At 46.2% G+C, this 15,018-nt stretch carries 19 protein-coding genes; 11 read left to right on the forward strand and 8 right to left on the reverse strand.

Annotated features, from left to right (window positions below; translation table 11 throughout):
• The first annotated feature begins 18 nt into the window (after positions 1 to 18).
• Positions 19 to 591: a cysteine hydrolase gene (locus tag R5268_RS05660; protein WP_317418926.1), complete on the forward strand. Its 573-nt coding sequence runs from the start codon at positions 19 to 21 to the stop codon at positions 589 to 591.
• 42 nt (positions 592 to 633) lie between these two features.
• Here the strand turns inward: R5268_RS05660 and R5268_RS05665 are convergent, their stop codons facing one another.
• Positions 634 to 960 (reverse strand): AzlD domain-containing protein, encoded by a 327-nt coding sequence (locus R5268_RS05665; protein ID WP_317418927.1) that lies wholly within the window; start codon positions 958 to 960, stop codon positions 634 to 636.
• The gene (locus R5268_RS05670) at positions 960 to 1,622 is read right to left on the reverse strand and encodes an AzlC family ABC transporter permease (RefSeq protein WP_107679788.1); all 663 of its coding nucleotides are present in this window, start codon (positions 1,620 to 1,622) and stop codon (positions 960 to 962) included. Before R5268_RS05670 ends, R5268_RS05665 begins: the two co-directional genes overlap by 1 nt.
• Positions 1,623 to 1,728: 106 nt before the next feature.
• Here R5268_RS05670 and R5268_RS05675 point away from each other — a divergent pair, with 106 nt between their 5' ends.
• The 3 genes from R5268_RS05675 to R5268_RS05685 all read left to right on the forward strand — a co-directional run bounded on the left by R5268_RS05675 (position 1,729) and on the right by R5268_RS05685 (position 4,482).
• On the forward strand, positions 1,729 to 2,286 hold the full coding sequence (locus R5268_RS05675) for a helix-turn-helix domain-containing protein (RefSeq protein ID WP_015422664.1): 558 nt from the start codon (positions 1,729 to 1,731) through the stop codon (positions 2,284 to 2,286).
• 143 nt (positions 2,287 to 2,429) lie between these two features.
• On the forward strand, positions 2,430 to 3,002 hold the full coding sequence (locus R5268_RS05680) for an HdeD family acid-resistance protein (protein ID WP_046892344.1): 573 nt from the start codon (positions 2,430 to 2,432) through the stop codon (positions 3,000 to 3,002).
• A gap of 196 nt (positions 3,003 to 3,198) precedes the next feature.
• Positions 3,199 to 4,482, forward strand: coding sequence for a mechanosensitive ion channel family protein (locus R5268_RS05685; RefSeq protein WP_107679786.1), 1,284 nt, complete (start codon positions 3,199 to 3,201; stop codon positions 4,480 to 4,482).
• On the opposite strand, the gene R5268_RS05690 is transcribed toward R5268_RS05685, so the two are convergent.
• Positions 4,459 to 4,995, reverse strand: coding sequence for a DUF924 family protein (locus R5268_RS05690; RefSeq protein WP_317418928.1), 537 nt, complete (start codon positions 4,993 to 4,995; stop codon positions 4,459 to 4,461). The two genes, R5268_RS05685 and R5268_RS05690, sit on opposite strands and share 24 nt — an antisense overlap.
• Before the next feature lie 127 nt (positions 4,996 to 5,122).
• On the opposite strand from R5268_RS05690, the gene yddG reads away from it, so the two are divergent.
• From yddG to R5268_RS05705, 3 genes are all read left to right on the forward strand, one after another.
• The gene (yddG, locus tag R5268_RS05695; protein WP_282097976.1) at positions 5,123 to 6,016 is read left to right on the forward strand and encodes an aromatic amino acid DMT transporter YddG; all 894 of its coding nucleotides are present in this window, start codon (positions 5,123 to 5,125) and stop codon (positions 6,014 to 6,016) included.
• A gap of 82 nt (positions 6,017 to 6,098) precedes the next feature.
• Complete coding sequence (locus R5268_RS05700) at positions 6,099 to 7,223, forward strand: glycosyltransferase family 9 protein (protein ID WP_317418929.1); 1,125 nt, start codon at positions 6,099 to 6,101, stop codon at positions 7,221 to 7,223.
• Between the two features lie 81 nt (positions 7,224 to 7,304).
• Positions 7,305 to 7,505 carry a DNA polymerase III subunit theta gene (locus R5268_RS05705; RefSeq protein ID WP_182107742.1) on the forward strand — a complete coding sequence of 67 codons (201 nt, stop codon included), beginning with the start codon at positions 7,305 to 7,307 and terminating at the stop codon, positions 7,503 to 7,505.
• A 51-nt stretch (positions 7,506 to 7,556) separates the two neighbouring features.
• Here R5268_RS05705 and R5268_RS05710 read toward each other — a convergent pair whose 3' ends face one another.
• Positions 7,557 to 7,835, reverse strand: coding sequence for a DUF6694 family lipoprotein (locus R5268_RS05710; protein WP_046892350.1), 279 nt, complete (start codon positions 7,833 to 7,835; stop codon positions 7,557 to 7,559).
• Between the two features lie 210 nt (positions 7,836 to 8,045).
• Between R5268_RS05710 and R5268_RS05715 the strand changes: the two genes are divergently transcribed.
• Positions 8,046 to 8,945, forward strand: a complete 900-nt coding sequence (locus R5268_RS05715; protein WP_218455465.1) for a helix-turn-helix domain-containing protein — start codon at positions 8,046 to 8,048, stop codon at positions 8,943 to 8,945.
• Here R5268_RS05715 and R5268_RS05720 read toward each other — a convergent pair.
• The gene (locus R5268_RS05720) at positions 8,909 to 9,163 is read right to left on the reverse strand and encodes a hypothetical protein (RefSeq protein WP_218455464.1); all 255 of its coding nucleotides are present in this window, start codon (positions 9,161 to 9,163) and stop codon (positions 8,909 to 8,911) included. The two genes, R5268_RS05715 and R5268_RS05720, sit on opposite strands and share 37 nt — an antisense overlap.
• A gap of 175 nt (positions 9,164 to 9,338) precedes the next feature.
• Here R5268_RS05720 and R5268_RS05725 point away from each other — a divergent pair, with 175 nt between their 5' ends.
• Together R5268_RS05725 and osmB are read left to right on the forward strand one after the other, a co-directional pair.
• Positions 9,339 to 9,695 (forward strand): hypothetical protein, encoded by a 357-nt coding sequence (locus R5268_RS05725; RefSeq protein WP_243846769.1) that lies wholly within the window; start codon positions 9,339 to 9,341, stop codon positions 9,693 to 9,695.
• Positions 9,696 to 9,806: 111 nt separating this feature from the next.
• Entirely contained in the window at positions 9,807 to 10,025 is a 219-nt protein-coding gene (gene osmB, locus R5268_RS05730; protein WP_046892672.1) for an osmotically-inducible lipoprotein OsmB, read from the forward strand.
• 92 nt (positions 10,026 to 10,117) lie between these two features.
• Here the strand turns inward: osmB and R5268_RS05735 are convergent, their stop codons facing one another.
• Both R5268_RS05735 and R5268_RS05740 read right to left on the reverse strand, forming a co-directional pair.
• A complete protein-coding gene (locus tag R5268_RS05735; protein ID WP_052926071.1) occupies positions 10,118 to 10,705 on the reverse strand; it encodes a DUF1287 domain-containing protein in 588 nt (195 codons plus the stop codon).
• A 712-nt stretch (positions 10,706 to 11,417) separates the two neighbouring features.
• Complete coding sequence (locus tag R5268_RS05740) at positions 11,418 to 11,714, reverse strand: hypothetical protein (RefSeq protein WP_107679292.1); 297 nt, start codon at positions 11,712 to 11,714, stop codon at positions 11,418 to 11,420.
• Positions 11,715 to 12,169: 455 nt separating this feature from the next.
• On the opposite strand from R5268_RS05740, the gene R5268_RS05745 reads away from it, so the two are divergent.
• A complete protein-coding gene (locus R5268_RS05745) occupies positions 12,170 to 12,676 on the forward strand; it encodes a DapH/DapD/GlmU-related protein (protein ID WP_317418930.1) in 507 nt (168 codons plus the stop codon).
• A 309-nt stretch (positions 12,677 to 12,985) separates the two neighbouring features.
• Here the strand turns inward: R5268_RS05745 and R5268_RS05750 are convergent, their stop codons facing one another.
• Positions 12,986 to 13,684, reverse strand: coding sequence for a hypothetical protein (locus R5268_RS05750; RefSeq protein WP_317418931.1), 699 nt, complete (start codon positions 13,682 to 13,684; stop codon positions 12,986 to 12,988).
• Between the last annotated feature and the right edge of the window lie 1,334 nt (positions 13,685 to 15,018).

Below are 15,018 nucleotides of genomic sequence, written 5' to 3' on the forward strand. Positions count from 1 at the left end.
TCAGAACAGGAGGGACGGATGAAACAGGCACTGATTATTATCGACCTTATTAATGACATTACCGGCAAACACGGGCTTTCCAATGCCTGTCATGAACAGACAGAAGCCCGTCACCTGATCGCCGCCACGCGGGAAACCGCCCGTCAGGCACGGCTGCGGGCGATCCCCGTAATATGGGTACGGGTCGGGTTTGCGGATGACTGGCATGATATCCCCGCCGGGTCACCGATGTTTCAGCGGGCGAAAGAGATTGGCGCCCTGAAACTGAGCGGCAGCGGTTGTGACTGGGCAGACGGTACCGATGTGCAGAAAGAGGATATCTGTTTTGTGAAAAAAGGCGTCAGTGCCTTTGCGGGAAATGATTTACTTATCTGGCTGCGCAAAGCCGGGATTGAGCATCTGGTTCTGGCCGGTGTCAGCACCGTGATGGCGATTCAGAGCACGGCACGCTATGCCCACGACAGCGGGTTTTATGTCTCGGTGGCGGAAGATTTATGTGCCGCCCCGACAGCAGATCTGCATCAGATAAGCCTGGAGATGCTCCGGCCGATGGCCGCTATCACCACCTCCGCCGCCTGGCTGGCACAATAACTTCTCACTATCCGCGCAGTTTCCCTGCGCGGATCTCCTTGTTTACCACAGCGACAGCAGATAACGCAGCAGCGCGGTCACAATCGCGGCAGCCAGCACAATCACCAGAAACGGTTTTTTATACCACGTCAGCAACCCGGCAACCGCCACCCCGGCCATTTTCGGCCAGTCTGATAATTCCTGCCCGCTGAAAATAGTCATGGTCACTGCCACGGCAAACAGGATGACAATCGCGCCTGCTGAGAGCAGATTTTTGACATGTGACGACACTGAGAAGCGCCCGCTGAACAGTGCCCCGGAAGCCCGCATGGCATACGTCCCGACCGCCAGCAGTGCGATCCCCGTCAGAATGGATAATGTATCCGGCATTATGCTCTCCTCAGGCTGACAACCAGCCCCAGCAGTGATAACAGTACCGGGATACCCGGCGGTAAAAACGGTGTAGCGGCCAGTGCAACTACAGCACCCAGCAACGCGGCGCGGCGGGTTTTCGCTTCACGCAGTGCAGGCAGACATAATGCAAGGATAATGGCCGGGAACATCGCATCCAGGCCCAGCGCTTTGGTATCCACAATAAACGTGCCGAGAAACTCACCGATAATCGTTCCCAGCGGCCAGCACAGAAAAATTCCCAGCCCGCACAGCCAGAAGGCGGCTTTTTGCTTATCTTTCTGTTTTTCCGCCAGACCGAACACCACACTCTCATCATTGAGAATATGAAAGCCCAGCAGTTTTTTCGGGCCTGTACCGGCGAGATCATGTACCGCCAGACTGAACGGCACATGACGGGCATTGACCAGCAATCCGGCCAGCGCGGCAGACACCGGACTGCCGCCTGCGGCCACCACACCGATAAACAGAAACTCTGACGCCCCTGCCAGCACAACTAGGGACAGTGTCAGCGGTACCCAGAGCGGGAATCCGCTGGCATGTGCCAGCGCCCCGTAAGAGACGCCGACAATTAAATCAGCCACACAAACCAGCAAAATATTGCGGATCATGGCATTATCGAGTGGAATAGCGAATTTCATTGCGATAGACTTATAAATTGAACGATACGTTCATTATGTCGAACGCTTTAAATTACGCAAGTGTTAATTCCGGGTTATTTCCGTTAACCAGCAGAGAGTACATTTTATGGATTCACCTATCACCCCGCCCCTGCAGATTATGGCTGTCAGGCTGACTGAAGAGCGTCAGCGCCAGGGACGTTCCATCGCCGATGTTGCGCGCAGTGCCGGTATTGCCAAATCCACACTGTCACAACTGGAGTCGGCACAGGGAAATCCGGGAATCGAAACACTGTGGTCACTCTGCGTGGCACTGAATATCCCGTTTGCCAGTCTGTTTGAAACCCCGAAAAGCCGGGTAACGGTGCTGCGGCGCGGGGAAGGCATTCAGGTCAGTGCCGAGAATGCCTATTACCATGCTTTTCTGCTCTCTTCCGCTTCGGCGGTTAACCGGCGTGACCTGTACACCATCACGGCGCAGCCCGGTAAAGATCGTGTTTCCGAGCCGCATATGGCACAGGTTACCGAACATATCCTCCTGATGACCGGCAGTGCTGTCGTCGGTACTCTTGATGAGCCCGCCACTCTCCTGCCCGGCGACTATATTTCCTACCCCGGTGATGTCCCGCATATTTTCAAAGCACTGGAGCCGGATACCACGGCTGTGATGATTATTGAGCATTGATTTACGCATTTGCTATTCACAAATACCTACTTATCGCAAATAATGTAAAGTGAAGTTTATCATTTCGGGTATATTCCGCATCCGGTATCAGGCTGCTCCGGCACGCACTGATGCCGGTACAACGGGCTTACTAAGGAAAAACCATGCTTGATTTTAACCGTCAGAATTTAACTCATATGACAGCCGGTGCCCTGAAAAAACAGCGGGGCTATTTGTGGATCATCGCCATTCTCCTGCTGGCCGGTGGTGTGGCCTGTCTGATGAATCCGCTGATTTCCGGTGTCACTCTCAGCTATATCATCGGGGGACTACTCCTGATAAACGGGCTCTCCATGTTGTTTGTGACACTCAGCAGCCGGCTTTACAGCGGCGGCAGTAAGCTGTTTTCCGTTCTGGTTGCGGTTGCCTATCTTCTTCTGGGTTATGTCTTCCTGACCGAACCGCTTACCGGGATGCTCAGTCTCGCCATTCTGCTCGCCATTCTGTTTATTGCGGGCGGGATACTGCGTCTGGGCTCCGGTCTGCGTCAGATATCACAGGCACGCGGCTGGCTGAACATTATTATCGGTCTGCTGGATCTGTTTATCGCTTACCTGCTGGTCGGTAACGGCCCGATTGTGTCTGTCTCCCTGATAGCGACTCTGGTCGGTATTGAACTGCTGTTCAGCTCTTTCGGGCTGATCGCCGCAGCTTCCGTCCTTAAAAAGAATAATTAACCGCTTCCGGTGGCGCGGACAAATCATTTGCCGCGCCATTTTCCCTTTTTTTCATTTTTTCCGCTTTTATCGCAACTTTACATACCCTTTCAGTATCCGTACCTGAAAAATGGTACAGTATTCAATGTGATCCCATTTTAATATTTTGCTGCTCACTGAGGAGTCTGTAAAAACCACGTCACAGGAGATATTTTTTATGGAGCAACAACTGCGACTATGGCTGCAACAACGATTTGAACTCAGTAATGATTACGCTTCATGGACAGCCATTACCGGCGTAATTGTTCTTATTCTGGCTATCGCTGTTATTCTGCATCTTATCCTGCATAAAGGCCTGCTGCCGTATATTGAACGCCGCAGCGGCGGCTCACAGCGTCCGTGGGGCGCGCTCATCACCCGAACCAAGCTGTTTAACCGGTTTGCACTCCTGATTCAGGGTATCGTCTTTAATATCCAGGCGCTGGTCTGGCTGGGACGCGGCTCTGCCGCACAGGAGATCCTCACTACCGGTGCGCAGGCATGGTGTCTGCTGTTCGGTATGCTGCTGCTGTTTTCAGTCATGGATATTCTTCAGAGCCTCTCACGTCATACTCCGTCTCTGAGCCGCCTTCCGCTGCGCGGTGTCATGCAGAGTCTGAAACTGATTGTCGCGGTACTTTTCAGTATTCTGATTATTTCACTGCTGATCGGTAAATCGCCGCTGATTCTGCTGAGCGGACTCGGTGCCATGACCGCGGTTCTGATGCTGGTCTTTAAAGATCCGATTATGGGGCTGGTGGCCGGCATTCAGTTATCGGTCAATGATATGCTCAATGTCGGAGACTGGCTGGAAATGCCGAAATACGGCGCGGATGGTGCGGTAACTGATATCGGACTGACCACTGTAAAAGTGCAGAACTGGGATAACACGATCACCACAATCCCGACTTACGCCCTGATCTCCGATTCCTTTAAAAACTGGCAGGGAATGACAGCATCCGGCGGTCGCCGTATTAAACGCAGTATGAATCTCGACACCACCAGCATCCGCTTTCTGACTGATGAGGAAATCAGTCAGCTGCGGGAGTCACCCCTGATCGCCGGTTACATTGATGCCAAATTACAGGAAATTTCGGAATACAACGCGCAGGAACCAGCGAATACCCCGCTTAACCAGCGGCGGCTGACCAATATCGGGACATTCCGTGCGTATGCGGAGGCGTATATCAAAGCCAATCCGCATATTCACAAGAAAATGACCACCATGGTACGCCAGCTGGCCCCGACACCGGACGGGCTGCCGGTGGAGATCTACGCTTTCACCAATGTGACGGCATGGATAAGCTATGAACAGATTCAGTCCGATATTTTTGATCATCTGTTCGCGATACTCCCGCAATTCTGGCTGCGGGTGCATCAGACACCAACGGGCTTTGATATGCGCGGTATCGCCGCCCATTTCGCCCGTGAGTGTGAATCAGAACGCCGAACCGGGCTGTAACAGAAATTCCGCCTCTTCCGGGGTGGAGTTTCGTCCCAGAATCTCATTGCGGTGCGGGTAACGGCCGAAGCGGTCGATGATCGCTTTGTGCCGCCGCTCGTAATCTTCCGTACTCTCATCCAGTCCTTTAAACAGCAGTTCTGCCTGCTGATGGATCAGTGCGGATTCAGAATGCATATACGGCATCAGTACAAATTTACGCTGAACCGGGGGCAATTGCAGATAATCCGCTGTTTTCACCGCCTCCTGAGCCAGCACCAGTGCCATCGGATCCTGTGCAAAGGACTGTGCATTCCCGCGCCAGAGGTTACGGGAGAACTGGTCCAGCACAATAATTTCCGCCAGGCGCCCGCCGATATGCTCCCGCCAGCTGAAACATTCCCCGGCTGCCGCCTGTTCCCATATTTTAAGAAAACGACGGCGGATCAGGTCATCAAACTGTGTGTCTTTCTTAAACCACTGCTCCGGTGTTGCTTCATTAAACCAGAAATTCAGTATCTGCTGTGCTTCCATTGTCAGGCTCCTTATCAGTCCGGCATGAGGATCTCTCCCTTTGCCCGGCGGTCATATCACGGTATGCTTGGGGATCATTATTAGTTTAACGCATATATTGTCAATTATTTATCACAGGCTGATCTCCATGGGAAAACTGTCCGCACACACTGCCACCGTTTACGGCATCCTGTCTATTTTGTTCTGGAGCACCATTGTCGGATTAATCAAACGGGTCAGTGAGGATTTCGGACCGGCTTTCGGGGCAGCTCTGATATACACCCTCGGATCCGTCATGTTACTGATGGTGACCGGGTTCCCTGCCATCCGCCGCTGGCCGCGCCGGTATCTGATCTGGGGGACAGCACTGTTTGTCAGCTATGAGATCTGCTTTATTCTGGCTCTGGGTTTTTCGCAAAACCGCCAGCAGGCAATTGAACTTGGTATGGTGAACTATCTCTGGCCGTCCCTGACGGTCGGACTGGCCGTGATCATGGGCGGACAGCGTTTGCGCCTGATGCTGATAGCCGGTCTGGTCCTGGCCGTTCTCGGTATCAGCCGGGTGATCGGCGGGGAGGACGGGTTATCATTTTCCTCCATCGCCGCCAACGTCGCCCTTAACCCGCTGAGTTACGGCCTTGCATTTGCCGGCGCGGTGATCTGGGCATTCTACAGTAATTTATCGCGCAGACTGGCTGACGGAAATAACGGAATTACGCTGTTTTTTATCATCACGGCCCTGATGCTGTGGGTGGTGACCGCCGTTGACGGCATCACTCTGCCTGCTGAGTTTTCCGTTTCCACGATAGGTTTTCTGATTGCTGCTGCCGCACTTTCCTGTGCCGCGAATGCTCTCTGGACCATCGCGGTACTGCGCGGGAATGTTGCACTGATAGGTACACTGTCTTATTTTACCCCGGTACTCTCCACCGCTTTTTCCTCATTATTACTCAGTACCGCCCTCTCCTTTGCATTCTGGCAGGGAGTGCTGATGGTCACCGGCGGTTCATTATTATGCTGGCTCGCCACCCGCCGGAAATAACCCGAAAATGAATCCGCGGATTTGCGGCGGAATATGCTAAATTAGCGCCAATGTTATTGTTTGTTGCCTGTCAGGAAATACGATGCCCAAAAAACTTAAACATAAATTGGTTAATTTATTCTTACAGCTTTATACACGCCGCCGTGATTTTTCACATTCAGTTACGGCCTTTAAACAGCTGGAGACAATCGACTTCCGTAATATTGTCATTTATTCGACAACGGCACTCGGGGATTTTCTGATGAATACCCCCGCAATTCATGAAGTCAGAAAGCGTTTTCCTGATGCCAGAATTACCGTTGTTTCCGGCAATAAAATGGCACCCTACATTCGTACCGGTATTGGTAAAGACTGGGATGATGTGGTGTGCTGGAACAGTAAAGTTAATACTGTTACCAAACTGGTCAGAGATTTAAAAGCGCACGGAACACCGGATCTGATTCTGATTATGCACTCGCATAATCCGTATGATTACCTGAGTGCCATCATGACCGGCACACCATTTGTTTTCCGCTGTAATCATCCGACAAATCCTTATATGGAGCGCTGGCTGACAAACTCTACCCGTTTTGCACACCGCCATTCTGTACAGGTTCGCCTTGACCTGATCACTCCGCTCGGCTGCCGGTTTACCGAAAAAAGTGTTGAGATGCGTGTTCCGTGTGAAGTCACAAAAGTATCCTCACCAGTAAGACGGGTTGGTTTTCAGATGGGTGCATCCAGTGAGGAACGACGCTGGCCTGTTGCGAATTTTGTTGCGCTTGCACGCTGTCTGCTCACCCGTTACCGTGATCTTAATATTGTTCTGGTCGGCGCACCGAATGAAATTCATCTGTCCGGTGAGTTTTTCAATTTACTCGAACCTGAATTTCACAGCCGGATTGAACCGCTGATCGGCAAAACCACTATCGAAGAATTAACACAGACAGTGAATAATCTTGATCTGCTGGTTACAAATGACACCGGAACCATGCATCTTGCATTTGCGTTAAAAATCCCCAGTGTCAGTATGCATGTCAGTACCTGTCCGCAATTTACCGGCCCTTACCAGGATTATGAACTTCATGAGATTATTTCCGGATTTGCCTCAAAATTACTGCTGAACGAAGATGAACATGAAATGGCATCAATTTCTGTTGATACTGTGATTAAGGCAACTGTTAAATCATTATCTGCACAGGGCATACTTCCGCTATCAGAAGAATAAAGCGCCGGAATAATCCCGGGTAAAAGCACGGTCTCACACCCGGCTGAAAAATGCAGTAGACTGGCAAAAAAAGGAGGATTTATGTCAGAGAGTATGAAAAAACCGCGTATGACACAGGAAGAAGAGGATGAAATAGAGACCCTGACAAAAGGTCTTGTCATGCGGGATAAGATGAAACTGCCGAAGATTGACAAAGAAACTGAACAGCAGCGTCCTGAACGTTTGCGCGCGTGGTTCCGGGCACGTCTTAAATTTCACCGTGACGCAGCCGGAAACAGTTAACCGTATAACAGTACTGCCGGTGATGTATCAGCACCGGCAGTCTGATAATACTTATTTTGCCATCTCAATAATTTCTTTTGCTGTTTTACCCTGTAATTTTTCTTTCAGCGCTGCCATCATTTTTTCTTCATCACCACCGCTGGCAAATGCCACCTGGAAGCTGATTTTAGTAATAGCGCTTTTCAGCTCACGGGATTGCTCCGGGCTCAGATCTTTTTCCATTTTTGCAATGGATTCCTGTGCTGTCTGCTGTGATGACATATCCAGTGTTGCATCACCGCAAGCGGTAAGTGCGAAAGAGAGCGCGATAACTGCCAGTAATTTTTTCATTATTCCACCTCGTTAATTATATCCGCGGTATTTTACATTGCCGGACAGATAAAACCATGTTTATTACAGTCAAAATTAACCGTTTATTTATACAGTTATAATCCTCCGATCCGCTGTAAAAACCAGACATCTATTTGTTATTGTAAATCAGCTGTTTTTCAGTACCTGTGCCGATATAATACTTCCGTCTGAGAAATACACGGAAAAGCTATGTTTAACGAATGTGTTGTTGATGAAATTTTAAACTGGATAGAAAATAATCTGGAATCTGATCTTTCATTAGAAGCCGTTGCCGGAAAAGCAGGATATTCCAAATGGCATTTTCAGCGTATTTTTAAACAGCAGACCGGTTACACCCTGGCAAATTATGTCCGCGCCCGGCGTTTATCCTGTGCGGCCATCGCGTTACGTCTGTTACCGCTCAACCTGATGCATTTATCCATGAAGTACCGTTTTGATTCACAACAGACATTTTGCCGGGCCTTCAAACAGCATTTTGGCATTACTCCCTCTGCTTACCGTAAACAAAACGGCTGGCAGCCGGGCGGATTTGTTCTGCCGAAACGCTATGCCGGAAAACTGCACTCATCGGTTGAAATGACAACCTTACCGGAAAAAGTATTGACCGGAACCACTCATATTTATCAGGCGGCATCCGACACCTGGAATATGTGTCTGCCACAGTTGCGGAAATATTACTGGCAGCCTTTTTTACCGCGGCTCACTGCATTACCTGATTCAGTTTATGCTATACATGGCGTCAGTAAATCTGCGGGTGATACCTTCTCAATGTATTACGCCACACTCGCTGAGGCACATTATCTTAAAAGCACCACACCACAAGATATTATTTATACACCGGGCAATGCTCATTATTTGAAGATCATTTTTACCGGTGATTTTTCAGATATTGATTTTCAGGATATTACCTACGATATCTATAATAATTTACTGCCGGAGCTGAACATCATCCGCAATCCTGATCACCCTGATACGGAAGAATACGTATTTCACGATAATCTGACAGAATTAAACCCGGAAAATCCGAAATCCGCAGTCCGGACGATTAACTATTACATTCCGGTGCTGACGGATAACGCCGGTTTGTGATCATTATCCGCCATCATCATGCTATGACGATCCTTTTGTTCTTCTGCCTGCCGGGCAATATTATTTTTCTGTCCGGCGTCATAAAAGCCAAGAACAACAGTAAATAATACAAAACCATATACTACTTTTTGTTTTGACGGTACCTGTCTGCTGACGACAGTATAAATAATCAAAGCCGCCGCAATAACGATCACTGATATATATACGTAGTTTTCCATAACAGTCACTCCCCTGATTATGTTCCGATCATAATTTACCTTATCCGGCGGGATATTATTCTGATACTCATCCTGAAATAGAAAAATTAGGAATTAACCGTTGTATATTTCCTGTTTTTTACAGATTAACCGGTTATTATAAATACGAGTATCTTCTGATTTGCGGAGGTAACCTATGTCATCATATACAGAACGTATTACCACAGCACACATTCAGTGTGATGCAGAAGAAGAACTTCTGCCGCTGTTAAAAGAACTGACCGATAAGCAGATGCTGGGCGGCTGGCGGTTACGCAAACATGAAACAACACCAGCCGGCACACCCTCTCCCTGGTATCTGCTGAAAGACAATGCACAGATTGCCCTGCTGCCGACACATCCTTACGCCGCTGTTTCCGTTGCGGATGCCGGTATCGCGGAGGCGGAGGAAATCACGGAACATAACGGCCGGATTGAACACCTCAGTAATGCCATAAATTCCACTTACGGTATTTTATATTGTCACCTGTCATTTAAAACACTGACGGTGTAAGGCATGTCAGATAATGTACCGGGACTGTTACGTATTTCCCGATTATTCTGATACAGGCGATTCCCGAACAGGTCTATGTTGTAACACGCCAATTGTTCAGGAGTTTACATGATGAAAATGAATATGAAGAGAGTAAGCACAGTGACTTTATCTGCTGTCCTGCTGCTTGCTGTGGCCGGTTGCTCTAATATGTCAAAACGTGACCGGAATACTGCTATCGGGGCCGGTGTCGGTGCTGTCGGTGGTGCAATCCTGACCGACGGCAGTGCACTGGGAACCGTCGGCGGTGCGGCAATCGGCGGTCTTATCGGAAATCAGGTTAAAAAATAATTTCCGGAGCCGGCGTTCTGCCGGCTCTTTTATCGCTGTTACCGTTATTTATGACTCTTTATCTATAACTCTTTATCTATAACTCTTTTTAACTACCCTGCTTTATACCGGTAATGTCCGGTAATTTTCCAGCTGAACAGAACATCCTCACTGACCTGTCCGCCACCGATATTATGCATTATCAGCCGGTTCCCGCTGCGCGGGGCTATTTCATCTGTCACAATACCGATATGCGGACGGCCGTTATCCAGCTGCCAGGTCACAATATCACCGGCCACATAATCCGCCGCATTTTGTGTTATCGGTTTGCTTTCCCCTTTCCGGCTGAAAAAGACCATCAGATTAGGTACCCGCCGGTGATCAATGTTGGTATCCGGCCGCGTTTGTCCCCACAATTTACGCCCCGGATAACGGGAAAATGCCGTTTTAATATCTTCATGAACTTCTTTTTGCAAATCGATGCCGATTTTCCGGTAACTGCGGATCACCACATCAGAACATACCCCTTTCCGGGGAGAAACATCCCCGCCCGGATAGCTGATTTTTTCGTAAGACGGGTCATACAGAACCAGACGATCAAGCTGCTGAGCAGCCTGACTCAGCGAATCCGCACTGTGACCGGCAGGTACTATTCCGGCAAACAGCAAAACAATCCCCGGCCAGGTAATATAACGACGCATTCTTCCTCCGCAATGGCTCAGAATATCCCGTCGTTGCTCCAGATATACCGTAATACCCCGGCAGCATCCTGCGGACTGAGCTGTAATATACTCTGATACAACGCTGATTTTATTTCACAGGCCAGTATGGCATCTTTTTCCAGCGTTCCGGCTTCCTCTTTATCCAGTAAATCACCATAGGTATGGCGTAACCGGAGAAAGACACTGATGTATAATGCGTCAGTTTCTGCCTGAGATAAACCCGGCGCTGTCTTTTTTGCGGGTAAAAACTTAACCGTTGTTCCGTTATCCTGCCCGGCCGGATAAATAAAACCAAAGCACAGTCCCCGGAAGGATCTTTATCCATCGCATTATTAAATAATGCCAAACGATTTTCTGCATATTGCAGAATAATTTCATCCGGTGTTTGTTGCAGTAATACTTTCCGCTCTGCCGTATTACTGAGGTAAACCATGCGGTAAAAATTCTGTAGTTTGAGCCCTGATAACAGGTAACTCCGTCCGGATATCCTGTTGTATTCCGTTTCAGCTGTTATGGCTTTCGGTAAAAGAGAAAAAAACAGAATAAAAAAGATAAAGAAAGCAGGAAAATACGCTGTAATACGTAACCGGGGTATTACAATAAACAGCAGATCAGTCCCCGGCACCGGAGCAGAATTTACGGATACAATACCCGTCTGCATCTGCACTGTCATATCAGCAGACTACCGGGATCATTCCAGTACCAGTTTATCCTGCCCGGCCCGTTCAGCCCAGACATTATATTCTCTGACCAGCGTCATCACTTCATTGTTGGAATCTTTCATTTCCCGCATATGTGCCTGGAGTTTTTTCAGATCACCGGGAAATTCACGCTGAATCTCCTCTGTTTTTTTCCGTAAGCGCTGCATTTCTTTATTTCGTTTCTCCAGTGCGGCCACCAGCATATCCCTGATTTGATTACACTGCGCAATAGCTTCGGCTTCAGGAGAAAATTCCGGACACTCCCGCATATCATCATTATCAGTCATAAACGCATTATCCTTGTCTGCAATATACCGGACATTGATTATAACGTTTTACTGCCGTTATTGTCTCCGTACCTTACCTGCCGGGAAAAATATTACAGTCTGTTTATCCGGCATTATATTTTCACCGGTAGAGATATTCACTTATTACGCATTCGGTGATATAACAGATTAAGTATAATTATGTGTGTATTCGTAATAATCATCTACATCAGGTTATCAGCACTGATGTTGTTCGCTCAAAGTATAATTGATTGTAAAATTCAGCACACTGATTAATTTTACTTGCAGTTATTTATATCTGATAAATTAAATGAAGATATTTTATATACCTGTAAACATTGCAATAAGAACACCATATACCATAAATTTTTTCAAAAAAAACAACACCACAGGAAGAGATATGCTATAATAACACAGGCCAATAACTGCTTTATGCGTATACAGAAGAGTCACTTATGCTTAAATATTTCTGGTATTCTTTAAAGAAAAAAATTCTTCCCCGCCAAGCCGTTATTTTTTTCAACACGTCAACATTATCCAGAAAAAAAAGATGTAAAATACTTTTAAAATCAGGCATTATCGCTGAACAATCTGTATCAATTACATCTCCGGTATATTTTGAATTCGGAAACATTAAGATAATTGGTGATGTCTTTATTAATGAAAATTGTAATTTTCTGGATAATGCACTAATTACTATTGATCATAATACAATGATTGGCCCTAATGTCACTATCAGCACCGTCAGTCATCCTGTATCTCCGGAAAAAAGACATAGCGACAATATCATATTGCCTGTTAATATCGGAAAAAATGTCTGGATTGGTGCAGGGGTAGTTATTTTTCCCGGCATAACAATCGGGGATAACAGTATTATTGTCGCGAACAGCGTAGTCAACCATGATATCCCCGCTGATTCTCTTTATGCCGGTACCCCCGCACGCTTTATTAAAACAGTATAATTATTTGGTTCTGTACCAGCCCATTAATGTGATATAGGCATTGACGACTGAAATTAATGAACCGCTACCCATATTTCCGGTTGCGCCTGAGATGGTGTGAGTATGTGCGCCAATTGCAACAGAATGATTATATACAATACTCTTACACATGTAGTTAATGTGCTCCGGACTGTATTTTATGCTGAGCAACAAGCACATTGACCGGATATATCTCGCTCATTAAAGTGCTCCGTTATTTAACGGAGTACTTTAATAATATAAAATTCATCATCAACTACCCACCTGATCCCGGGACACCTGTCGTTACTGTTATTGTCGGTGTTGATGAAGAGGAAGAATCACTGATTTAGTATTTAGTTCACTAATATCAATAGACACCAGAGCGTTATTGTATTTTTTCATATCACTTTCCTTATGAATTTTGCCGTGATTGTTTAGTGCTAAAATCTCAAAACAACCAATAAGTATAAGAGATAATAAGTTGCGAAAATCAAATATACTATCAACCTTAAGGTACATAACCAGAAAAATAGAAAATACTATAGTTAAAACCATTAACGACGCCCATAGAATAGCATTTAAAATATTTTTCTTTCTGTTTTTTCTATACTTAACAAAATCAATATAAAACACATCACCAATCAATATATATTGCATGATATTTCTCAGGACGATATCACCATACTCCCACTTATCAATACGGGAAGTAATATAAATAAACATTATTCTTTCTTTATAGTTAGCTATCCTTGATGTTCTTTTACTTATCATTTCATCAATTTTAGCGTCGAAATATTCAACCAGCATCGTATCTTTAGCTTTATCTCTGTAACCACAAAATTCATTCAGCCGTTTATTTTTTGCTCTGTAATAAACTCCGACGAAAAAATCATATTTATATCCAATAATAATAATTAGTGAAAATATTACAAGGTATCTTTTTTCCGGATCGAGAATAAAATTAATCCCCATATCAATAGAATCCATTATATCTTTAAACGCAGACATTCTACCCCCTATAAAAAATATACTCTGGTTCTACTCCGGCACATTCAGTGAAAAGCCAACTAAATACGGTATGTATTCCTGTACGGAAACTATGAAAATTATGCTTTCTGCGCGAGTGATAAACAACAGTTTTATTAATGTATATGGTATTACAGACAAATCTTCTGTACCTGCCTCACCGGAGCAGACTCAGACAGATCCGGACACCTTGATTTCTGCATATAACAGTTATTTTAACCTGGCAATACCGATCCCCGGAATAATGACAACATTTTATTATCCGGAATCTGATACTGTAGCCACGTGGAGGTATATAAATGCTTACCTGTATGCAATCGCACAAATGAGGATTATCTGCCGGCTATTTCATCAGTGGCTTAATCAGCTCTTCAAATTTAGTATCTTTCTGTTCCGTAGTACTTTCCCGTAAAAAAGCCCCGTTATTTAACGAGGCGTGATTATTATGACTATTACGTATTAATGACCAAACGGATATTACCGGCACTGGTTCTGTTATTAGCCGATCTGTGGTTTACGGCAATATTTCCGGTAACGCAGGACGTTTAACATCAGGAAATACCACGACAAAAGAAACAGCAGGAGTCCGCATAGCTGCCCATTTTCATTTATGCAAAGGTAAACGCGATTAATACCATCAGTGGCGGGATAGCCCCCACACCTATTGGTGACGCGGCGATAAGAGACAAAACATATATGGTGAGCATAATCACAATCCACAGTTAGTTAAATTCGTCGCTGTAAACTATATCACCCTGTCCCGTCACAGGATATCCGCAACACCGAATCATCTTGCTGAACATGTGCGGAGAATTGAGCAGGCCATGACTATTGATGGCACGAATATGTCCCATACACTAATAAAAGTAGTTTAGTTATTTATTATGCAGAAAAGAAAAAACCCGCTAACTGGTTGAGAGTTAACGGGTCTTTATATGGTGCCGGCTACCGGAGTCGAACTGGTGACCTACTGATTACAAGTCAGTAGTTTTGTTGTTTAATCAATTAGATACCGCATTAAATCACGCTTTCACGTCCCAACAATTAAAAAGATTGAAAAGGTATAAAGCACATCTAAAACCATCTGTGTCCCAAATGTGTCCCATCACTTCTACCAACAGCTATACACCCATCATTTAAACAGCTTGCATATTTGCGACAACTCTTTGTCTAACTGGTGCCACATTAACCTTTCACCACCGGCTACTGACTGAAATTTGTTGTGTATGCCGCTGACAGTGTAAGTATCCCGGAAAAAAGTCCCATTCACTTTCAGAGATCTTCATCCATACTGATATGTATTCTGAGGAGATCGC

It is taken from the genome of Morganella sp. BCCO 40_0007, from assembly GCF_032989665.1.
GTDB classification, from domain to species: domain Bacteria; phylum Pseudomonadota; class Gammaproteobacteria; order Enterobacterales; family Enterobacteriaceae; genus Morganella; species Morganella sibonii.